Annotated in this window: 20 protein-coding genes; 7 read left to right on the top strand and 13 right to left on the bottom strand. The window is 64.5% G+C overall.

Annotation, left to right across the window (positions count from 1 at the left end; translation table 11 throughout):
• Positions 1-2 precede the first annotated feature (2 nt).
• The 3 genes from EIP75_RS16065 to EIP75_RS16055 all read right to left on the bottom strand — a co-directional run bounded on the left by EIP75_RS16065 (position 3) and on the right by EIP75_RS16055 (position 1,977).
• Positions 3-164, bottom strand: a complete 162-nt coding sequence (locus tag EIP75_RS16065) for a hypothetical protein (protein ID WP_199758610.1) — start codon at positions 162-164, stop codon at positions 3-5.
• Between the two features lie 104 nt (positions 165-268).
• On the bottom strand, positions 269-1,063 hold the full coding sequence (locus EIP75_RS16060) for a hypothetical protein (RefSeq protein WP_125244283.1): 795 nt from the start codon (positions 1,061-1,063) through the stop codon (positions 269-271).
• Entirely contained in the window at positions 1,060-1,977 is a 918-nt protein-coding gene (locus EIP75_RS16055; protein ID WP_125244282.1) for a ComEC/Rec2 family competence protein, read from the bottom strand. The genes EIP75_RS16060 and EIP75_RS16055 overlap by 4 nt, the downstream gene beginning before the upstream one ends.
• Positions 1,978-2,035: 58 nt before the next feature.
• Here EIP75_RS16055 and EIP75_RS16050 point away from each other — a divergent pair, with 58 nt between their 5' ends.
• The gene (locus EIP75_RS16050; RefSeq protein ID WP_158622873.1) at positions 2,036-3,100 is read left to right on the top strand and encodes a helix-turn-helix transcriptional regulator; all 1,065 of its coding nucleotides are present in this window, start codon (positions 2,036-2,038) and stop codon (positions 3,098-3,100) included.
• Positions 3,101-3,439: 339 nt separating this feature from the next.
• On the opposite strand, the gene EIP75_RS16045 is transcribed toward EIP75_RS16050, so the two are convergent.
• The 7 genes from EIP75_RS16045 to urtA all read right to left on the bottom strand — a co-directional run bounded on the left by EIP75_RS16045 (position 3,440) and on the right by urtA (position 10,163).
• Entirely contained in the window at positions 3,440-3,790 is a 351-nt protein-coding gene (locus tag EIP75_RS16045; protein WP_125244280.1) for an FmdB family zinc ribbon protein, read from the bottom strand.
• Positions 3,791-3,809: 19 nt separating this feature from the next.
• Positions 3,810-5,042, bottom strand: a complete 1,233-nt coding sequence (fmdA, locus tag EIP75_RS16040) for a formamidase (protein ID WP_125244279.1) — start codon at positions 5,040-5,042, stop codon at positions 3,810-3,812.
• Positions 5,043-5,059: 17 nt separating this feature from the next.
• Entirely contained in the window at positions 5,060-5,749 is a 690-nt protein-coding gene (urtE, locus tag EIP75_RS16035) for an urea ABC transporter ATP-binding subunit UrtE (protein WP_125244278.1), read from the bottom strand.
• Between the two features lie 25 nt (positions 5,750-5,774).
• Positions 5,775-6,521: an urea ABC transporter ATP-binding protein UrtD gene (gene urtD, locus EIP75_RS16030; protein WP_125244277.1), complete on the bottom strand. Its 747-nt coding sequence runs from the start codon at positions 6,519-6,521 to the stop codon at positions 5,775-5,777.
• 39 nt (positions 6,522-6,560) lie between these two features.
• The gene (urtC, locus tag EIP75_RS16025; protein ID WP_125244276.1) at positions 6,561-7,772 is read right to left on the bottom strand and encodes an urea ABC transporter permease subunit UrtC; all 1,212 of its coding nucleotides are present in this window, start codon (positions 7,770-7,772) and stop codon (positions 6,561-6,563) included.
• A 34-nt stretch (positions 7,773-7,806) separates the two neighbouring features.
• Positions 7,807-8,721, bottom strand: a complete 915-nt coding sequence (urtB, locus tag EIP75_RS16020; RefSeq protein ID WP_125244275.1) for an urea ABC transporter permease subunit UrtB — start codon at positions 8,719-8,721, stop codon at positions 7,807-7,809.
• 185 nt (positions 8,722-8,906) lie between these two features.
• Entirely contained in the window at positions 8,907-10,163 is a 1,257-nt protein-coding gene (urtA, locus tag EIP75_RS16015) for an urea ABC transporter substrate-binding protein (RefSeq protein ID WP_125244274.1), read from the bottom strand.
• A 182-nt stretch (positions 10,164-10,345) separates the two neighbouring features.
• Here urtA and EIP75_RS16010 point away from each other — a divergent pair, with 182 nt between their 5' ends.
• The 4 genes from EIP75_RS16010 (at position 10,346) to EIP75_RS15995 (ending at position 16,466) form a co-directional block, all read left to right on the top strand.
• Positions 10,346-14,017 (top strand): hybrid sensor histidine kinase/response regulator, encoded by a 3,672-nt coding sequence (locus EIP75_RS16010; protein ID WP_125244298.1) that lies wholly within the window; start codon positions 10,346-10,348, stop codon positions 14,015-14,017.
• Complete coding sequence (locus EIP75_RS16005) at positions 14,001-14,963, top strand: response regulator transcription factor (RefSeq protein ID WP_125244273.1); 963 nt, start codon at positions 14,001-14,003, stop codon at positions 14,961-14,963. Before EIP75_RS16010 ends, EIP75_RS16005 begins: the two co-directional genes overlap by 17 nt.
• A 122-nt stretch (positions 14,964-15,085) precedes the next feature.
• Positions 15,086-15,712 (top strand): hypothetical protein, encoded by a 627-nt coding sequence (locus EIP75_RS16000; RefSeq protein WP_125244272.1) that lies wholly within the window; start codon positions 15,086-15,088, stop codon positions 15,710-15,712.
• Positions 15,713-15,851: 139 nt separating this feature from the next.
• Complete coding sequence (locus EIP75_RS15995; RefSeq protein ID WP_125244271.1) at positions 15,852-16,466, top strand: PEP-CTERM sorting domain-containing protein; 615 nt, start codon at positions 15,852-15,854, stop codon at positions 16,464-16,466.
• Positions 16,467-16,489: 23 nt separating this feature from the next.
• Here EIP75_RS15995 and purN read toward each other — a convergent pair whose 3' ends face one another.
• Positions 16,490-17,125, bottom strand: a complete 636-nt coding sequence (purN, locus tag EIP75_RS15990) for a phosphoribosylglycinamide formyltransferase (RefSeq protein WP_125244270.1) — start codon at positions 17,123-17,125, stop codon at positions 16,490-16,492.
• A gap of 99 nt (positions 17,126-17,224) precedes the next feature.
• On the opposite strand from purN, the gene EIP75_RS15985 reads away from it, so the two are divergent.
• Complete coding sequence (locus EIP75_RS15985; RefSeq protein WP_125244269.1) at positions 17,225-18,535, top strand: tryptophan--tRNA ligase; 1,311 nt, start codon at positions 17,225-17,227, stop codon at positions 18,533-18,535.
• Positions 18,536-18,549: 14 nt separating this feature from the next.
• Positions 18,550-19,053, top strand: a complete 504-nt coding sequence (locus EIP75_RS15980; protein ID WP_125244268.1) for a DUF3717 domain-containing protein — start codon at positions 18,550-18,552, stop codon at positions 19,051-19,053.
• Here EIP75_RS15980 and EIP75_RS15975 read toward each other — a convergent pair.
• A complete protein-coding gene (locus EIP75_RS15975; RefSeq protein ID WP_125244267.1) occupies positions 19,044-20,303 on the bottom strand; it encodes an oxygenase MpaB family protein in 1,260 nt (419 codons plus the stop codon). The two genes, EIP75_RS15980 and EIP75_RS15975, sit on opposite strands and share 10 nt — an antisense overlap.
• A gap of 93 nt (positions 20,304-20,396) precedes the next feature.
• On the bottom strand, positions 20,397-21,182 hold the full coding sequence (locus EIP75_RS15970) for a hypothetical protein (protein ID WP_125244266.1): 786 nt from the start codon (positions 21,180-21,182) through the stop codon (positions 20,397-20,399).
• Positions 21,183-21,222: the final 40 nt, after the last annotated feature.

The following is a 21,222-nucleotide window of genomic DNA, read 5'->3' as shown; positions in this document are numbered from 1 at the left end:
AATCAGGGGGGCGTTTCAGCGACATCTCGAACATCGCTCGTGGCATCGTCTGCATCCTTGCGGATGTTGATGTCGATGAGCAAGGTAGAACCCTCGGCATCACCAAACTTAACAAGAGTCATGTCCCCGCAGTCCACGGGAAAGAAAGTCACTGTCGTGGCCATGGCTGGCACTCCTTTAGATTGCTCGGGTTTCTCATGAAGTGGGAGCCGGCTGCGCGGCGGCCTATGGCCGTCACACCGATGGCGACCACCGCTTAATTGAATGCTCAGTTGGAACCGGCTTTGCTCGCCCGCTTCTTCGGCACCTTCTCCAGTGCCTCCCAGAGGCGCTTCGCGTAGGCGAATCCAGATTGCTTTACCGTCCTCGCGGTAAAGTGAAAGCACCAAAGGCAACAAAAGACTGCAGCAACAATCACAACACTGGCATGCCCAGGCTCAAGATCAAGTGGCGTCCAGTAAGGCGGATGTCCATGAAGCATCCCCGCATGCACAAGACTGAATGCGATTGTTAGCAATGCGACGGCAAGCCCAACCCATCGCGAGCCATGAGCATTCCTATTGAATCCGTAGGCCACCAGTTCTTTGAAAACAAAAGTGAAAGTTTTTCGGTCATTGGTGAGCGGACGCAGCGTGTCGGCGGCCGCCGCGTAGGCTTGATCTGCCCCCTGTGGGTGTTCGGCCTCTTCTTCGGCCGTCGGCAAGTGGATACCAAGCTTCAACGCTGAGAGTTCGCCATAGCGCCGCTTGGTCATTGGTGGCAGTTGCTCATCCCTGTGTCGCAAGAGGATGGTCGATGGCTGTCCACCCCACTCGCGGAACAGGCGGTCTTGTGCGTGCTGACCCCAAGTGCGCACAAAGCTAGCGAGCAGGTAGGGACCGCCGCAGGCAGTCAACACTGAGGTAAGCGTCACCGCCATTGGACTCTTGGCCCCGTACAGCACCGCAATGCAAAGAATGGCAGGCAGGAGCACTAGAAGTCCCGGCAAGTAGCGAGCTTTCAGATCATATGGGTCCAAGAGCTTGTGGAGGCCAAGGCGCAATGCCAGATCGCCGCCGCTCATGCCGCGACCCCATCCAGCGAGTACTCGGTCTCGACTTCGATGCTGCCCACATAGTTATCGAAGGTGTTTGCGCCCTCGTCCGCCAAGTCTTCCCTCTTCTTGTAATTCGGGTTCGAGGCGTAAAAGTGGACCTTGTTGCCCACCAACTCCATAGTGATGTCGCCAGTGCGGTTTTGGGTAAACGTCATGTAGCCGGTGTAATAGTGCAAGTGACGCGAGGGTGCTTCACCGATCACAATGATTTGAGGGTCGAGCCTTTCCAGCCAAGCATCAGGAATCTTCCCCGAGTGACGCCCATGGTGAGAAGCAAAGACGATCGTGGTCTTCTCCAACGCGATGTGGTCAGTGATCTTCTCCATGAACTCGGTTTCGAGGTCTCCGAGCCACATGACACTGGCTCCCCCCTCAAGGGAATAACGCAACACAGCCGACATGTTGTTGGGACTCTCACCCTGCTCGCACGCGGCCAAAGCGTCTTTGAAATCCGCATTGTCGGTATCTGGCCAAAGAACATTGACGCCCGATGATCCACGCTGTTCGTCGGTCTGATTCATCCACTTGCGGCTGCAATCCTTGTAGATGTAGAAGGCCTTGGTCAGGTCATCGCGCAAATTGCAATAGTGCTTGAACGATTCCGTCTCTTCCGGTTTGGTGGCTTGATTCTTAACAACGTAGAAGTTTGCGATGGGCATCTCAGCATCCAGCAACTCGATGCCACCAATGTGGTCCTGATCGGGATGGGTGGAGATGAAGCGGGTGATCCCTTTGTGGCGGGAAGCGTGCTTGAGATCGGCAATGCGCCCCGCCGCCGTATCGGCATTGAGGTTGCAGTCGATGATCGTGAAGTTGTCGCTGTTGTGCTGTATGTAGAACATGTCGCCGTGGCCAACGGCGAAGCTTTTGACAATTGACATTGGGAATACCTGGTTGAGTGCGAGGCCTCGGGGGAAGCGAGGATCTTGTAGAGCGAGAATGCTGAAAGTAAAGAAAGTATACGCGTACTTTCTATGCGCGTCAACAAACTATACTATTGCAATGAAAAATCGAACTCTCCGTCATCGGTCTCCTGAAGCCTCTAGGGCCAGCCCCCCTCCCGAGCAGGAAGAAAAGCTGCCCGAATCGCATGGGGCTGGAACCTCAGTGGGAGCTGGCACGTCAGGCCTCGCGAACACCGACGCTGGCACGGTCAAGTGGAGCCAGGAACGTAGGCTGCGGTTTATAGACTTCCGGCTTCAGTGGGACGGACGGATCAACCGGCGAGACGTCACCGAGTTCTTCAAGATTTCTGTGCCTCAGGCTTCAGCTGACATTGCGCGGTACACGGACCTTGCTCCTGAGAATTTGGCTTACGACACCTCCTCACGCACATACGTCGCCACGCGAGCGTTCGCCCCTCGCTACCAAACGAGCGGCGCGGGGCAATACCTGTCCCAACTTCTCGCGTTGGAGCGTCAAATCCTCACCGCCGACCAAGCTTTTTTGGCGTTCCGCCCCCCTGTAGCATCGGTGCCGCTGCCCAACCGGACGGTTGATCCGCAGACCCTTTCGCTCGTTGTTCAAGCCATAGCATCACGAGCCAAGTTGCAGATTCAATATCAGTCGATCACGCGCGATGAACCGTTAGACCGCTTAATAAGTCCCCATGCATTTGGCTACGACGGCCTTCGGTGGCATGTGCGTGCCTACTGCCACATGCGGGGCGGGTTCAGAGATTTCGTTCTAGGCCGGATCATGGCGCCAGGTGCACTGATTGCCTCTGAAGTGGACCCACAGCAAGACGTAGAGTGGAACAGCACCGTTGATCTCATCCTTACGCCCAACGAATCGCTGTCGCCAATGCAACGCAAGGGGGTCGAAGTTGACTACGGTATGACCAATGGGATGGTTACGCTGCCGTGTAGGCAGGCGATGTTGTTCTACACGCTCCGGACGCTGAACTTTGAACCTAGCGGAGCACCCAGAAAAGGCGAAAGGCAAGTAGTAATAGCAAATCTGGAAAAAATTAGGCCCTGGCTACCTAAGCCGGGACAGGCCTGAGCGCGGCGTTGCACGATCTGGGAAACCTAGAGAGGAGCTCCAGGCGGCAGGCTCTTAATGCGCGCGTGCTTGAGTTCAGAATCCTTCAGCCGACCTCCCTCGCCTTCATGCCGTCGCGCTTGGCGAGCCATTGTTAGAAGGTTGGCTCTCCAAAAACCGGCCTGGCAGCAGAGCTCTCTGACTGGAGTTGCCCCTGCATGACCGGTGATTTGATCCCCTCAAACCCTTGGACTTCTCTACAACTGACTGGTATGGCCTGTAGAGGGCAGGTCAGCTGCACCAAGGCAAAGGGCCCTGCTGATCGGCAGGGCCCTTTGCTGAGTCGGCGTGAAGACACCCTCAATGACTAATCATCCAAGGCCTCTTAGAAGGAAACGCCTTAGCCCCATTCGGCGCAGTCACCGTCGCCCCCTTCTTCCCAGTCGAACAACACCCACACCCAGACGGATGCTTCATCCGCCCATAACTCCCAACGTCCTTCGACATCATCGGCTCATGCGATGCCTTCTCGTTCCGGTCCATCGCATTGCGCGTGTTCGAGTTCAAGAATGCCAGCCTGGGCGCGCTCACAAACACGCGGGGTGATTCACCACCGCAATCGGGGCACACGGCCGGGTCGTTGCGCTGGGCCAGGCTGCGGAAGGCGTCGAAGCCCCCGCAGTCCGTGCACGCATAGTCATAAGTGGGCATGGGGGCTCCTGCTGCGGGGTTAGACCACGTCTTGCGAGATCGGCATGTCGATGCTGCCGTCCAGCATCTTGATTGGCCCGGCGGCCGTCGGGTTGATGTCGAACTCGAAGATCTCGGTCGGTAGCCACAAGGTGGCGCATGCGTTCGGCACGTCCACCACGCCGCTGATGTGGCCCTGCACCGGCGCCGTGCCCAGGATCGAATAAGCCTGCGCGCCGCTGTAGCCGAACTTCTTCAGATACTCGATGGCGTTCAGGCAGGCCTGGCGGTAGGCCACGTTCACGTCCAGGTAGTGCTGCTTGCCGCCTTCGTCCACCGAGATGCCTTCAAAGATCAGGTAATCCTTGTAGTTGGGCGTGATGGGGCTGGGCTTGAAGATCGGGTTCTTGATGCCGTACTTGGCCATGCCGCCCTTGATCAGGTTCACGCGCATGTGCACCCAGCCGGCCATTTCGATGGCGCCGCAGAAGGTGATTTCGCCATCGCCCTGGCTGAAGTGCAGGTCGCCCACCGACAGGCCCGCGCCATCCACGTACACCGGGAAGAACACCTTCGAGCCGCGGCTCAAGTCCTTGATGTCGCAGTTGCCGCCATGTTCGCGCGGGGGCACGGTGCGGGCGCCTTCGGCGGCGGCCTTGGCCTTGGCATCACCGCTCAGCTTGCCCAGGTGGGCGGTGGCGGCGAAGGGCGGGTTGGCCAGGCCGGGCACGCGGGTGGGGTCGGTGTCGATCAGTTCCTGCTCGCGCTCGTTCCACGCGGCCAGCATCTTCGGGTCAGGCAGGCAGCCGATCAGGCCAGGGTGGATCAGGCCGGCGTATTCGACGCCGGGCACGTGGCGGCTCTTGGTGAACAGGCCATTGAAATCCCAGATGGATTTCTGGGCCAGCGGGAAGTGGTCGGTCAGGAAGCCGCCGCCGTTCTGCTTGCTGAAGAAGCCGTTGAAGCCCCATTGGCTGTCGGCCTTGGTGCCGATGTCCAGCAGGTCGACCACCAGCAGGTCGCCCGGCTCGGCGCCCTTGACGCCCACGGGGCCCGACAGGAAGTGCACGATCGACAGGTCGATGTCGCGCACGTCGTCGGCGCTGTCGTTGTTCTTGATGAAGCCGCCGGTCCAGTCGTAGGTTTCCAGGATGAAGTCGTCGCCGGGGTTCACCCAGCAGGCCATGGGCACATCGGGGTGCCAGCGGTTGTGGACTTGTTCGTTCTCGTAGGCCGATTGGTTCAGGTCTACTTTGATGAGGGTTTCAGCCATTCGCATTGCTCCTTCGGTCAGACAGAAAGGTATTGCTTGATGTGCGCCACGTCGGTGTCCGCACGCTTCGTTTCATGCACCAGCCGGCCGCCTTCGATCACGAACAGCCGGTCGGCCACATCCATCGCGAAGGACAGCACCTGTTCTGAGACGACGATGGTGATCTCGCGCAGCTTGCGGATCTCGTTGAGCGCCTTGGCGATGTCCTTGATGATCGAAGGCTGGATGCCTTCGGTGGGCTCGTCGAGCAGCAGCACCTTGGGGTCGGTCACCAGCGCGCGGGCAATGGCCAGCTGCTGTTGCTGGCCGCCCGACAGGTTGCCGCCCTTGCGGTTGCGCATGTCCCACAGCACCGGGAACAGGGCGTAGATCTCTTCGGGGATCTTGCGGGTCTTGCTGTTCTCAAGCCCCGTCTGGATGTTCTCTTCCACCGACAGGGTGGGGAAGATCATGCGGCCCTGGGGCACGTAGGCGATGCCCTTGGCCACGCGCTTGTAGCTCTCGTCTTTCGACACGCTGTGGCCGGCCACGTTGATCTCGCCGGCCTTGGTGGGCAGCACGCCCATCAGGCTCTTGAACAGCGTGGTCTTGCCCATGCCGTTGCGGCCCATGATGGCGACGGTCTCGTTCTTGTTGGCCTCGAACGAGATGCCGTGCAGCGCCTCGCTCTGGCCATAGCTCACGTACAGGTCTTTGACTTGCAGCATGTTGGTAACTCCAGTGGATGGCAGGTCAGTGACCCAAGTAAACGTCGATGACTTTCGGGTCGTTCTGCACCTGGTCCATCGAGCCTTCGGCCAGGATCTTTCCCTGGTGCATCACGGTCACCTTGGAGGCGATCTGCGCGACGAAGTCCATGTCGTGCTCGATCACGATCATCGAGCGGTTCTTGCAGATGCGCTTGAGCAGGTCGGCGGTGAGCTCGCGCTCCTTGGCGCTCATGCCGGCGATGGGTTCGTCCAGCATCAGCAGCTCGGGCTCCTGCATCAGCAGCATGCCGATCTCCAGCCACTGCTTCTGGCCGTGGCTGAGCAGGCCGGCTTCGCTGTCCAGCTTGTCAGCCAGGCCGATCTCTTCGGCCACGGCCTGCACGCGGGCTTGCACTTCGTTGTCGCACTTGAAGCCCAGCGCGCCCATCACCGAGCGGCCGCGCGGGAAGGACACCTCCAGGTTCTGGAACACGCTGAGGTTCTCGTAGATGGAGGGCGTCTGGAACTTGCGGCCCACGCCCGAGCGCACGATCTTGTGCTCGGCCATCTTGGTCAGCTCGGTGTCCTTGAACTTGATGCTGCCCTTGCTGGCGCGTGTCTTGCCGCAGATCAGGTCGAGCAGGGTGGTCTTGCCGGCGCCGTTAGGGCCGATGATCACGCGCAGCTCGTTCTTGTCGACGTAGAGGTTGAGGCTGTCGATGGCCTTGAATCCGTCGAAGGACACGGTGAGGTCTTCGACGTAGAGAACGAATTCCTTGGCGGCGCTCATGGTGAGGGTGCTCCTGGGAGGGGTGTCGAAGATCGGGGCTCAGGCCTGCTGGCTGCTGATGCCGTCGGGCATGGCGCCGTCGCCCTTGTCCTTGCCCTTGATGGGGGGCAGGGGCGGCTCGGGGTAGGCCGCGTGGGCGGCGGCGGTGCGCTGCTTCTGCGTCACGCGGTCGGCCTTGCGCTTGGCCCACCAGGGCTTGATCTTCTGTTCGACCAGGCCGGCCAGCCCATCCGGGAAGGCCATGGTCACGCCGATGAACAGGGCGGCCATCAGGAACAGCCATAGGTCGGGCGCGCTCTCGGAGAAGTAGGTCTTGCCGAAGTTCACCAGCAGCGCGCCGTAGATGGCGCCCACCAGGCTCATGCGGCCACCGACCGCGGCGAAGATCACCATCTCGATGGAGGGCACGATGCCCACGAACGAGGGCGACATGAAGCCGACCTGCAGCGTGAACATGGCGCCGCCGATGGCCGACAGCATGGCCGCCAGGCAGAAGGCGAACACCTTGAACATGGACACGTCGTAGCCGGAGAAGCGCACGCGGTCTTCCTTGTCGCGCATGGCCAGCAGCAGGGTGCCCAGCTTGGAGCGCTGCACCCAGCGGCACAGCAGCACCGAGCCCAGCAGCAGGCCCGCGCACACGTAGTACAGGATGTAGCGGGCGCTGTCGGTGCGGATGTCCCAGCCCAGCAGTGTCTTCAAGTCGGTGATGCCGTTGACGCCGCCGGTGTAGCCCTGCTGGCCGATGATCAGCACCGTGAGCACCAGGGCCACGGCCTGCGTGATGATGGCGAAGTACACGCCGCCCACACGCCGTTTGAACATGGCGTAGCTGACGATGAAGGCCAGCAGCGTGGGCACCACCAGCACCGCGATGATGGACAGCGGCAGGCTCTTGAAGGGCAGCCACCACAGGGGCAGCTCGGTCAGCTGGTTCCAGTCCATGAAGTCGGGGATGCCCGGCGTGGACTGGATCTTGGTGCTGACCGGGTCAGACGCTTCCAGCTTGAGGAACATGGCCATCATGTAGCCGCCCAGGCCGAAGAACACGCCCTGGCCCAGGCTGAGCACACCGGCGTGGCCCCACAGCATCACCAGGCCCAGCGCCACGAAGGCGTAGCTGAGGTACTTGCCCACCAGGTTGAGGCGGAAGGGCTCCAGCGCGAGCGGGAACACCACGAGCAGCAGGATGGCCAGCAGCACCAGGCTGCCCAGCTTCTGGTTCGCGATCCAGGTTTGAATCTTGGTCATTGGTAAAGCTCCGAGTCGTCGAATCCAGGGGATGTCAGCGGCGCACCTTGGCGGCGAACAGGCCTTGTGGGCGCAGCATCAGGATGCAGATCACCACCATCAGCGTGAGCACCTTGGCGTTCGAGCCCGACATGAAGAACTCCGAGATCGATTGCGTCTGGGCGATGCCGAAGGCCGAGACCACGGTGCCCAGCAGGCTGGCCGCGCCACCGAAGGTGACGACCAGGAAGCTGTCGACGATGTAGAGCGAGCCGCTGGTAGGGCCCGTGGAGCCGATGGTGGTGAAGGCCGCGCCCGCCACACCGGCGATGCCGCAACCGATCGCGAAGGTAAGGCGGTCGGTCTGCTTGGTGTTGATGCCGATGGCGTTGGCCATCACGCGGTTGCTGACCGTGGCGCGCACGCGCAGGCCCCATCGGGCCTTGTACAAGGCCAGCAGCAGCAGGCCCGTGACCACGGCGGTCAGGGCCATCACGAACATGCCGTTGATGGGGATGTCCAGGCCTTCGGCCGGTGCCCACGAGCCCATCAGCCATTCAGGCAGCGTGGGGCTGACTTCCTTGGGACCGATGGCGGTGCGGAAGACCTGCTGCAGGCCCAGGCTCAAGCCCCAGGTGGCGAGCAGGGTGTCCAGCGGTCGTTTGTAGAGGTGGCGGATCAGCGCCCATTCGGTCAGCCAGCCGGCCGCGAAGGCGATGAGGAAGGCGAAGATGATGGCGACGGGAAAGTAGGCCTGGATCAGGTTGGGCGCGTACTTCTCGGTCATGGTCGAGGCCATGTAGATGGTGTAGGCACCGATGGTCATGAACTCGCCGTGGGCCATGTTGATCACGCCCATCTGGCCGAAGATCACCGCCAGGCCCAGTCCCATCAGCAGCAGCACGGAGAACAGGCTCAGGCCCGCGAAGCCTTGCATCAGGCCGATGTTGAGCATTTCAGAAAAAGTCATAAGGCACCTGTCTCTCGAGTCGGGGAAAAACCTGCGCCAGCCGAGTGGCCGGCGCAGGAAGCAGGTAGTTCAATGCACCACCCGCGCGCTCACCAGAGAAGACCCAGCGCACACCACGGATCCGGCTTTGCCGGGCCGTCGGTGTGGCCCCCTTGAGGGGGCGGCCGCAGGCCGTAGGGGGAGGGTTACTGATATCCCTTGGGGAAGGGGTTCGGCTCGATCAGCTCGGGCGATTCGGCCACCACCTTGAAGGTGCCGTCCGGTTGGCCCTGGGCGATGCGCGACTTGCTCCACAGGTGGTGGTTCTGGTGGACCTTGACGTAGCCCTCGGGCGCGGTCTTGAGTTCGATGCCCGGCGAGGCGGCCACCACCTTGTCCACATCGAAGCTGCCGGCCTTTTCGACCGCGGCCTTCCAGAGCCATGGGCCCAGGTAGCCGGCCTGCGTCACGTCGCCGATCACCGCCTTGGGGCCGTAGGCCTTCCTGAACGCTTCGACAAACTTCTTGTTGTTGTCGTTGGTCAAGGTCTGGAAGTACTTCATCGAGCTGTAGAAGCCGGCGAAGTTTTCGCCACCCACGCCCAGCATTTCGTCCTCGGTCACCGACAGGGTCAGCAGGAACTGCTTGGCGCCTGTGATGCCGGCGGCCTTGAGCTGCTTGTAGAAGGCCACGTTGGAGCCACCCACCACGGCGGCGAAGATGCAATCCGGCTTGGCCACCTTGATCTTGTTGATCAGGGAGTTGAAGTTGGTGTGGCCCAGGGGGTAGTACTCCTCGCCCACGACCTTGCCCAGCTTGCCCACCGATTCGATGTGCTTGCGCGCGATCTTCATGGAGGTGCGCGGCCAGATGTAGTCGGAGCCGACCAGGAAGAAGGTCTTGGCCTTCTTCTCTTTCGAGCCCCAGTCCAGGCCGTAGATGATCTGCTGCGTGGCTTCCTGGCCGGTGTAGATCACGTTCTTGGACTGCTCCAGGCCTTCGTAGAAGGTCGGGTAGTACAGCAGGCCGTTTTCCTTTTCGAAGATGGGCAGCACGGCCTTGCGGGAGGCCGAGGTCCAGCAGCCGAAGACGGCGGCGACCTTGTCGTTGACCAGCAGCTTCTTGGACTTCTCGGCAAACGTGGGCCAGTCGGAGGCGCCGTCTTCCTTGATGACCTTGATCTTGCGGCCCAGGATGCCGCCCATGGCGTTGATCTGGTCGATGGCGAGCTGTTCGGCCTGGATCGAGCCGGTCTCGGAGATGGCCATGGTGCCGGTGGCCGAGTGCAGCTGTCCCACGGTGACCTCGGTGTCGGTCACGGCCAGCTTGGTGGTGTTGACCTTGGCCGTGGCCTGGGCGTGGCCCAGGGAAGGCAGGCCGATCAACGGCAGGGCGCCCAAGCCCTGCAGCACCTGGCGGCGGCGCTGGTCATGCTGGGTGGGGTCGTCGTGGTCGTGGGACATTTAAAAACTCCTCGCACAAAAAAGGTGCTTGTGCTGCGCCTTGGTGCGTTCCCCGTGAACACACCTTGTCGGTACAACCTTGGACGCCATGTTGCGCAAGCGCGGGTTTTCGCTGAATACGTCATTCAACGTAGGTGATGTACGCACAGCACATGGATCTCGCATGGCCCGCTTCTTGCGCCATGGCCTGGGTGTTCTTTCACGGGGCCAGTTCGTGTCCGTTGCCCGGCAGAAGATCTTTCGCATTCGCCGTGACTACAACTCCTGGGTGGCCAACGAGACCCTGGAGGACTACGCGCTGCGCTACACCCCGCGCACNTCGCATTCGCCGTGACTACAACTCCTGGGTGGCCAACGAGACCCTGGAGGACTACGCGCTGCGCTACACCCCGCGCACCTTCCGCAAGTGGAGCGAGTTCCGGGTGGCCAACACCGCCTTCGGGGCGGTGTCCTTCCTGGCGCTGGAGGCCATCGGCGGCGCCATCGCGCTGAACTACGGGTTCACCAACGCGATGTGGGCCATCCTGGTGGTGGGCCTGATCATCTTTCTGACGGCGCTGCCGATCAGCTACTACGCGGCCAAGTACGGCCTGGACATGGACCTGCTGACGCGGGGGGCGGGCTTTGGCTACCTGGGCTCGACGCTGACCTCGCTGATCTATGCCACCTTCACCTTCATCTTCTTCGCGCTGGAGGCGGCCATCATGGCGCTGGCGCTGGAGATGCTGTTCGATTGGCCGCTGGCGCTGTGCTACATCGTCTCGTCACTGGTGATCGTGCCTTTGGTGACGCACGGCATCACCCTGATCTCGCGGCTGCAGCTGTGGACGCAGCCGCTGTGGGCGGCGCTGTTCGTGCTGCCCTTCGTGGCCGTGGCGATCCAGCGGCCCGAGGCCTATGTGGAGTTCACCACCCTGGCCGGGCGCACCACGGGCGACAGCGATTTCACGCCGCTGGCCTTCGGCATGGCGGCCACGGTGGCCTTTTCATTGATCGTGCAGGTGGGCGAGCAGGTGGATTACCTGCGCTTCCTGCCGGAGAAGACCAAGGAGAACCAGTGGCGCTGGTGGGGCGCCGTGCTGGTGGCCGGGCCCGGCTGGGTGGTGCCGGGCATGCTCAAGATGGTGGCCGGGGCCTTCCTGGCCTTCCTTGCGCTGCAGCACGAGATCCCTGTGGACAAGGCGGTGGAGCCCACGCAGATGTACCTGGCGGCCTTCAGCGAGGTGTTCACATCCCCCGCCTGGGCACTGGGCGCCACGGTGGTGTTCGTGATCGTGTCGCAGATCAAGATCAACGTGACCAACGCCTACGCGGGCTCGCTGGCGTGGTCGAACTTCTTCGCGCGGCTCACGCACAGCCACCCGGGGCGGGTGGTGTGGCTGGTGTTCAACGTGCTGATCGCCGTGCTCTTGATGACGCTGGGCGTGTTCGGGGCGCTGGAGCGGGTGCTGGGGCTGTACAGCAACGTGGCCATCGCCTGGGTGGGCGCGCTGGTGGCCGATCTGGTGATCAACAAGCCGCTGGGCTGGTCGCCCAAGGGCATCGAGTTCAAGCGCGCCTACCTGTATGACCTGAACCCGGTAGGGCTGGGCTCGACCCTGCTGGCCGCGCTGGTGGGCATGGTGGCGCACGCGGGCGTCATGGGCGAGATGGCGGCGGCCTGGTCGCCTTTCATCGCACTGGGCATCGCGCTGGTGGCCTCGCCCCTGCTGGCCTGGGGCACCAAAGGCCGCTACTACCTGGCCCGCCAGCCCGAGCCGCAGGGCTGGGCGCCAGGGCAGATGGTGCAGTGCTCGGTGTGCGACAACCATTTCGAATCCGAAGACATGGCCACGTGCCCGGCCTACGACGCGCCGATCTGCTCGCTGTGCTGCACGCTCGAATCGCGCTGCCATGACCGCTGCAAATCCAGATCCCGCGCGGCCGAGCAGGTATCGCACGGGCTGAGGGTGGTGCTGCCGGTGGAGTGGTCCAAGCGGGTGAACTTCCGCGTGGGGCACTACCTGGTGGTGTTCCTGGCGCTGGCGGCCATGCTGGCCTTCGTGCTGGGCGTGGTCTATTACCAGGAGGGCGTGGTCAACCACGCGCTGGAGCACATGGGCCAGGCCGGGCCCAGCCTGCTGGAGGCGCCCTTCATCAAGGTGTATGCGCTGCTGCTGCTGGCGGCGGCCGTGTGCTCGTGGTGGGTGGTGCTGGCCAGCGAGAGCCGGCGCATGGCGCAGGATGATTCCAACCGCCAGAACCAGCTGCTGCAGCTGGAGATCGACGCCCACCGCCGCACCGATGCGGCCCTGCAGCAGGCCAAGGAACTGGCCGAGGCGGCCAACCAGGCCAAGACGCGCTACGTGGCCGGCATGACGCACGAGTTGCGCACACCGCTCAACAGCATCCTGGGCTATGCCCAGATCCTGTTGAAGGACGAGGGCCGCAACGGCCCCAAGCGCGGCGCCTTGACCACCATCCAGCGCAGCGGCGAGCACCTGATGGGCCTGATCGACGGCCTGCTGGACCTGGCCCGCATCGAGGCGGGCCGCCTGCGGCTGGACCCCAGCCCCGTGCCGCTGCACGAGTTCCTGGATGATGTGGTGCGCATGGTCGAGCCCCAGGCCCAGGCCAAGGGGCTGGATTTCAGGCTGGAGACGCGCGGGCGGGTGCCTTCATGGGTGCATGCCGATGCCAGGCGCCTGCGCCAGATCCTGCTGAACCTGCTGGGCAATGCCGTGCGCTTCACCGACAAAGGGCAGGTGACCCTGCGGCTGGATGCCCGCCGCGAGGTGCTGCGATTCGAGGTGATCGACACCGGCATCGGCGTGGCGCCGCAGGATCTGGACCGGATCTTCCTGCCCTTCGAGCGTGGCAGCGGCGGGCGGCGCAGCAGCGTGCCGGGCACGGGCCTCGGCCTGACGATCACGCACCTGCTGACCGAGCTGATGGGCGGCGAGCTGAGCGTGCAGAGCACCATGGGCGAGGGCAGCACCTTCACCGTGCGCGTGTACCTGCGCGAGATCGCGGCGCCGGCCACGCCGCTGCTCAGCAACGGGCACGGCGACCGGCCGCGCCACCGCCCCATCACGGGCTACCATGGCCAGCGCCTGACCCTGCTGGTGGTGGACGACCAGCCCATCCAGCGGCAGATGCTGGCGGGCATGCTGCTGCCACTGGGCTTTCAGGTGCGCGAGGCGGCTGGCGGGCTGGAGTGCCTGGAGAGCGTGCGCGACGCCTGCCCCGATGCCGTGCTGCTGGACGTGAGCATGGATGACATGGATGGCTGGAGCACCTCGCGCGCGATCCGCGAGGCGGGCTTTGCCGACGTGCCCATCATCATCGTGTCGGCCAATGTGTTCGAGAACCGGCCCGAGAACCTGGCCGCGGCGCAGTGCCAGGCCTTCGTGGCCAAGCCGGTGATCGAATCCGAGCTGCTGGACACGCTGGGCGAGTACCTGGACATCGAGTGGAACACCGGGCTGTCGGCCTTGCCGGGCCATGGCCGCATGGCGTCGGTGGTGGCTGGGGATGCTGCCAGTGTTGGCGGCACCGAGCAGCGCGCGCGTGCCCGGACGCAGGCTGTTCTGGCGCAGGCCAGCGCGCCGGTGCTGCATGTGGTGAGTCGAGGCGCCGCTGCGCCGGTGGCGGTGTTGCCGCCCGACGCCACGGCCGAGTTGTGCCAGTTGGCGCGCATGGGCCATGTGCAGGGCGTGGCGCGCGCGCTGGCCCAATGGGCACAGGCCTACCCCGAGCATGAACCGCGCTGGCAATCGCTGCAGCAGCGCGTGGACGATTTCGATCTGGATGGACTGCTGGCCGATTTGGCGCCAGCCTTGAACGAGGACCCGCTTGATGAGCCCCAATCCTGAGCGCCACCTGGGCACGGTGCTGGTGGTCGACGATGCACCCGATACGCTGCGCATGCTGTGTGATGCGCTGGCGGCCGAAGGCTACACCGTGCTGGTGGCCCGCGATGGCGAGCAGGCGCTGGAGCGCCTGGAGCTGGTGGTGCCCGATGCGATCCTGCTGGACGCGGTGATGCCGGGCCTGTCGGGCTTCGAGACGTGCCGGCGCATCAAGGCGCACGCGGCCTGGGTGCATGTGCCGGTGGTGTTCATGACGGGCCTGTCGGAGACCTCGGACATCGTGGCCGGCTTCGATGCGGGCGGGGTGGACTACGTGGTCAAGCCGGTGCGCATCGAAGAGGTGCTGGCGCGCCTGGCCACGCACATGCGCAATGCGCGTGTGACGCGCCTGGCGCGTGAGGCAGTGGACGTGGGCGGACACGGCGTGCTGCTGCTGGATGTGAGGCAGCGCATCGCATGGCGCTCGCCCCAGGCAGAACGTTGGCTGCGTGAGGCGTTTCCAGAACTGGAAGGTGGCGCGCCGGTGGAATGGCTGGCGCAACTGGCGGGCAGCCCCACAGGGCACGAGGTGCCTGGACCGGCCCTGCGGGCAGGCACGGTGGGCATCCGGCTGATCGCGCGCAGCCTGGGCGCGGCAGGGCTGGGCGAGACGATGGTGCTGCTGAGCTCGGAACGGCCGGCGGCGGCGAATGCGGCGGCGGGTGGTGCGGTGGTGATGGGGGAGGGCGTGACTGCCGCGCCAAGCCGGCTGGACGTGGCCTCGCTCACGCCGCGTGAGACCGAGGTGCTGTCGTGGCTGGCCAAGGGCAAGACCAACCGCGACATCGCCGACATCCTGGGCATGAGCCATCGCACGGTGAACAAGCACCTGGAGCACATCTTCGAGAAGCTGGGGGTGGAGACGCGGGCTGCGGCGGCGGCCCTGGCGAGCCGCGCGATCCCGGGCTGAGGCCTCGGCCCTTGATCAAGGGGGTGGTAAGTCTCTATGTGGACAGGTGTGACGACTTGTTATGCTCTGCATATGTGGCCGATCAACAGGCCACTAACGTTCATACACAGGGGAGTGCACACGTGAAGAAGTTCGTCCGTATTGTCCGTCTGTTCGGTTTGAGCGCCCTGGCAGTGACCGGAGCGGCCCAGGCGGCTACCACCTGGCACCTCAATGATGTGATCTACAGCGATCCAGAACGCCCAGCCGTTGCGCCCGAGCAGGCGGTCGGCTGGTTCACCTATGACGAGGCGAGCAACACCATCACCGATTGGAGCCTGCTGGTGAAGACGGTGGGCAGCAGCACCGCCAACTTCACCTATGACAAGAGCCGCATGACGGTGACGCCCAGCGTCCGGGACGGCTTTGTCGGCTTCGATGCGAAGACCTTCGATGCGGCCATGTACAACTTGGTGTTTCGTTTCTCCGGAACACTGGCGACGGCTGGTGACACGCTTGCGTTGACCTCGGGCGTCATCAACCACGGTTGGCGTGGCCCGACCAGCTTGCTGGTGAGCGGCTCCATCTCGACATCGCCCGTGCCTGAGATCGATACTGGCGTGGCGTTTGCGATGGGACTGCTGGGTTTGGTGGCCGTGGCGAGGCGCCGCCAGCAAAGCCACCAACAGCAGGATCGGGCTCCCCGGGTCTTGCCGGTGCAGGCGGGCAGGGTAGCAGAGGGAATTGCCGCTGATACGCCCTGCGGATGAGGTGGCGGGAAGGCGTCGTGAAGCTGAACAACGCTGGGCAAACCCATGCGGCGACCTTAGAATTCCGGACGATGCGTGCCGGGGGCTGCTGCCTAGCGGCGCGTTTCTTCAACGCATTCAAATCCCGGGAGAAACCACCATGCGCGCAAACCGCGTCCTTCTGCCTTTGGCGCTGTCACTGATCGGCGGTGCCGTACAGGCCGATCTGCTCTACACCTTCGATGCGTCTGCCCAGGGCTTCACGGTCACCTCTGGCGGCGCACTGACCCATGTGGTCAGCGGCGGCAACGGTCATCTGTCGGTGGCGGACATCGACAACGCAGACGTGCTGTTGAACCTGCCTTTGGCTTCAGGCACCACAGACTGGAGCAGCTACCTGGGGGGCACCCTGTCACTGGACGCGGCCAGCCTGAACGGGCAGGCGCCCAGTTGGTCCACTTTCGGCTTGCTCACGCTGACATCCGCCACGGCAGGCAGCGTGTCCTTCGACTTCGTGCCGGAGACCGATCCCACCACGGGCTGGAAGACCTATTCGGTGCAGCTGGACGTGGCCACCTTCGGCGCCAACCTGTCCGCCGTGCTGGCCAGCCTGAGCAGTGCCACGATCAACCTCGAATCAGGCAACGGCCCGATCGAGGTGGTGGGCATCGACAACGTGCGGCTGACCTCGGCCGTGCCAGAGCCGCAGACCTGGGCCATGGGCCTGGCTGGCCTGGCACTGATCGGCGCACTGCGCCGGCGTGCCCGCGGCTGAGCTGTGGTTGTTGCGGGGCGCGTTCAGGCGCCCCAGTGCACCTGGGGTGCTCCGGCGGTCTGGGTAACCCGGCCCTGGGCATCGAGCGCCAGGCGGCCTTCGACCAGCCAGCGTACGGCCTGCGGATACATCAGGTGCTCTTGCACCAGCACCCGCGCCGACAGGGCCTCGGCCGTGTCGCCCGGCAGCACGGGCACCACGGCCTGTGCCACGATCGGGCCGTGATCGAGTGCCGGGGTCACGAAATGCACGGTGGCGCCAGCCACCTTGCAGCCCGCATCGATGGCGCGCTGGTGTGTGTGCAGCCCGGTGAACGCAGGCAGCAGCGAGGGGTGCACATTGAGCATGCGGCCTTCGAAATACCGCACGAAGCCTTCGGTCAGGATGCGCATGAAGCCGGCCAGCACCACCGCGTCGGGCGCGAAACCATCGACCACGGTGGCCAGCTCGGCATCGAAATCTTCGCGGCTGGCAAAGTTTTTATGGTCCAGCACGGCGGTGGCAATGCCGCGGTCGGCGGCGTAGCGCAGGCCGGCCGCATCGGCCTTGTTGCTGACCACGGCGGCCACCCGGGCCGGCCACTGTTCACGGGCGCAGGCCTCGACGATGGCTTCCATGTTCGAGCCGCGTCCGGAAATCAGGATGACGATGTTTTTCATGCGGCCTAGAGTGTAGTGGGGTCAGGACCCCGCTCGCCCGCCCGGGACGGGGGGCTGCACCTACAATTCCTGCTCTTTTTCGCGCTTCTCGCCCCCGCCATGACCCAACGCGTTCTCACCGGCATCACCACCACTGGCACGCCCCACCTGGGCAACTACGTCGGTGCCATCCGGCCCGCCATCAATGCCAGCCGGGAGCCCGGGGTCGAGAGCTTCTTCTTCCTGGCCGATTACCACGCGCTGATCAAGTGCGATGACCCGGACCGCATCGAGCGCTCGCGCCTGGAGATCGCGGCCACCTGGCTGGCCGCCGGCCTGGACACCGAACGCGTCACGTTCTACCGCCAGAGCGACATCCCCGAGACCACCGAGCTGAACTGGCTGCTGACCTGTGTGACGGCCAAGGGCCAGATGAACCGGGCCCACGCCTACAAGGCCACGGTGGATGCGGCCGTGGCAGCCGGCGAAGAGCCCGATGCCAACGTGACGATGGGCCTGTACTGCTACCCGATCCTGATGGCGGCTGACATCCTGCTGTTCAACGCCCACCGCGTGCCGGTGGGCCGCGATCAGGTGCAGCACATCGAGATGGCGCGCGATGTGGCCCAGCGTTTCAACCATCTCTTTGGCAAAGGCAAGGAGCTGTTCGTGCTGCCCCAGGCCGAGATCGAAGAGGGCGTGGCCACCTTGCCTGGGCTGGATGGCCGCAAGATGTCCAAGAGCTACGACAACACCGTGCCCCTGTTCGAGGGCGGTGCCAAGGCGCTGAAGGAGGCCGTGGCCCGCATCGTGACGGATTCCAAACTGCCGGGCGAGCCCAAGGACCCGGAGGGTGCCCATCTGGTCACCATCCACGATGCGTTTGCCGATGCGGACACCCGTGCGGCCTTCCGCGCGGACCTGCGCGGCGGCCTGGGCTGGGGCGATGCCAAGCAGCGTGTGGTGCAGTTGATCGAGGCGCACGTGGGCCCGATGCGTGAGCGTTATGCCGACCTGGTGGCCCACCCCGAGCGCATCGAAGACATCCTGCAGGAGGGCGCGCGCAAGGCCCGCGCCACGGCCACACCGTTGCTGGCCGAGTTGCGTCAGGCCGTGGGCCTGCGCCGCATGGTGGCAGCGGCCAAGCCACAGGTGGCCAAGGCTGAAGGCGCCGGCAAGTCGGCCGTGCCCGTGTTCAAGCAGTACCGCGAGGCCGACAACCTGTTCTATTTCAAGCTCACCGCCGCCGACGGTGCGCTGCTGCTGCAGAGCCAGGGCTTTGCCGAGGGGCGTGAGGCCGGCGGCTGGGTGAAGCGCTTCAAGACGGAAGGCGCCGCGGCACTGGAAGGCGCGCCGGTCACGCTGGGCGAGGGCGCAGAGAACGCCACGGTGCAGGCCGCCCTGGCCGCCCTGGTGGCTGCGCAGGAGTGAGCGGAGCCCGCGCCATGGCCGGTATCCACATCACCGACATCGAATCCGCCATCAACTGGTGGCGCGAGCGCACACCGTCGACCGATGGCATCAGCCTGGGCCCCGAGGTGCGCGCGCTGGCCGAGGTCTACGCCTTGATGGTGTACTACCACGAGCCCGAATGCGACGAGGACACGATGCCGCGCACAGCCCGCGAGGCCTGGTTACGCTGGTACGACACCACGCCCGACACGCCCTGCATCGCCATCTGCTCGACCAGCCAGGGCGATGACCTGTGCAAGGGCTGTGGCCGCACCTTCGACGAGGTGCAGCTGTGGCCGGAGATGACGCCGGGCGAAAAGCGCAGCACGTGGCGCCGCATCACGATGGAGTCGACGGCGTGGCGCTTCAACCGCTATGCCGAGCGCGCCCGCGAAGGCAAGGTCGTCGTGGACGGTGTGCCTGCCGGGCAGGATACAGAGCAGGGCCCGACCGACGCGGAGGCCGTTCAGGCCGGGACACCTCCCGCTCAGCCGTGAGGCTGCGGCAGGCGGGCGATGTCGGGCTCGCCTGATCCGAACAGGATCGCCAGGTAGTCTTCCTGTGCCGCGCGGCCCTGTCGCACCAGGGCCTGGTGGCCGCCGGGCAGCAGCCGCGTCAGGCGGTGGCGCAGCGCGGTGAAGGGCACCACCAGCGCGGGATACCAGGGCAGCACGCTGGCCGGCAGGCCCAGCGCGCGCATGCCGCGCCCTCCCAGGAAGAAGCGGCAGATGCTGAGGTGCTTGGCGCGTTCGTAGCGGCCCTGCAGCCGATCGAGCACGGGCCAGGCGTTGCCGTAGTGGCGGCTGAGGGGTTCGTCCATCAGGGCCCGGCCCAGGGCCTTGCTGCTGTCGTCGGCCGGCGCCTGGCTCAGCAGGTTGCGGTACAGGGCGATGCGGCCTTGCATCTCGGTGTCCAGCAGCAGGCCTTCTTCCACGCCCATCAGCCAGCCGATGTAGCGCCACAGGTGCATCACGGCATCGCTTTCCTGCCGGTTGATGGCCACGCCCATTGCGCGCTGGCCGAACAGGAAGATCACCGAGAAGCCCAGGTAGGTGGCCTGCATATCGCCCTGGTTGACGGGCAGGCCGAAGTAGGCGGCGTCCCAGTCAGGCAGGGTCTGCACGCGCTGGCGCACCAGGGCATGCATCACGCGCACGCGCACCGTGCTCTTGAAGCCCGGTGCGAAGCGGGACAGGCCGCCGGCGGTGGTGCAGTCGATCCACCATTTGGTGGTCTCGGCCACGCGGCGCTGGGCACCCTTGGCCAGGGAGCCGGTCAGCACCAGGGTGCGGTTGATGGCCGAGGCCTGGTAGCCGCCCATCAGGGCCGCATCGCGCAGCACCTGCAGGCCGGTCAGGCCAGAGAGGTGGCAGGCCTTGGCGCCCGCCAGCAGGCGCGAGGGCTGCACCCAGTCGGGCGTGCGCTCCACGGTGGCAAAGAAATCGCGCAGCTCGGCGGGTGCATCGGGCACCTCGTCGATGCCCAGGTTCAAGGCCTGCTCGAACAGGGCTTGCGTGGTGGCCAGGCCATGCGCGCGCATCCAGGTGGCCAGGCGGTCGGCCGGTGCATCGCCCCGCGTGAGCGAGGCGCCCAGGGCCTGCCATTGGGCGGTGCTCGGTTCGGGATCCTGGCCCCGGATCAACCAGCGCAGCGTGCGCGCGGTTCGGCGCGCCGAAGGCACGTCGGCACCGTGGCGCCCGGGCATGTCAGCCAGCGGCCCCAGAGATTGCTTGACACTCCGTTGCATCGCGTTGGGTCTCCTCGCGGGTCAAGTCGCGGCGCAGTATGGCACGCAAGGCCCGCGAAGGCACGCAGTTCCTATGCTGCAGTGCAGCGTCCGTCAATCGTGCGGAAGCGCGGCGCTGGCGTCCGCCAGGTCACCGGTAGGCAGGGTGCCTGTGCGTGCCTTGGGCTTGAGGGCCTTGCGGATGAAGGGCCAGATGGCCTTGGCGAACGTGAAGAGGTCGGCCTGCGCGATGCAGGGCAGCTCCTGGCCCTGTGCCCAGCCGGGGTTGCGGGCAGCGAAGAAGGCGATGTCGGCATCGCGTGCGATCAGCTCCGGCGGGATGTCGGCCACCGAATCCTTCAGGCAGTTGGCCTGCGGGCCGAAGTCCAGCACCATGCGCTCGCGGTCCAGCTTGCCGGGGTAGAGCTGTTCGCAGTAGTTGCCCACGAGGTCCTGCAGGCCTGGGTGCTCGGTGCGGCGGTCGGGGTAGAAGATGGGGAAGTTGCGCGTGAGCAGCAGGTAGGTCTTGTAGCCCTTGGAAATCAGCAGCCAGTACTGGCGCGAGAACGGCCGCTTGAGCGCCTCGACCAGCAGCTTGCGTGCGAAGGCGGCCTGCAGGGTGCGCGATCCCCAGTACTCCTTCTCGATGATGGTGTCGCCGCTGAACAGGCCCTTGACGCGCTGCCCTTGATGCTCGAAGTGGTAGATGCCGAGCGTGGAGAAGCCGACGATCAGGTCGTTGCTCTGGCGGCGCACCAGGAACACGCCGTCCTTCTTGTCCAGATCGCTCAGGAACACGTCGATGGGGCTGTGGTCGTAATAGCGCTCGAAAATCGCATGCATGCGCAGGATCTCGAAGATGCGCAGGTGCTTGATCTGAACGTACTGGGTGCGAAGCATGGAGCCCTCCTGGGTGGAGCGGTATATTGTTTGAAACGAT

Origin of the sequence: Aquabacterium soli, assembly GCF_003933735.1 — a bacterium.
Taxonomy (GTDB): Bacteria; Pseudomonadota; Gammaproteobacteria; order Burkholderiales; family Burkholderiaceae_C; genus Aquabacterium; species Aquabacterium soli.
The sequence above is the reverse complement of the archived record's forward strand: the minus strand, read 5'-3'. Positions and strand labels throughout refer to the sequence as shown.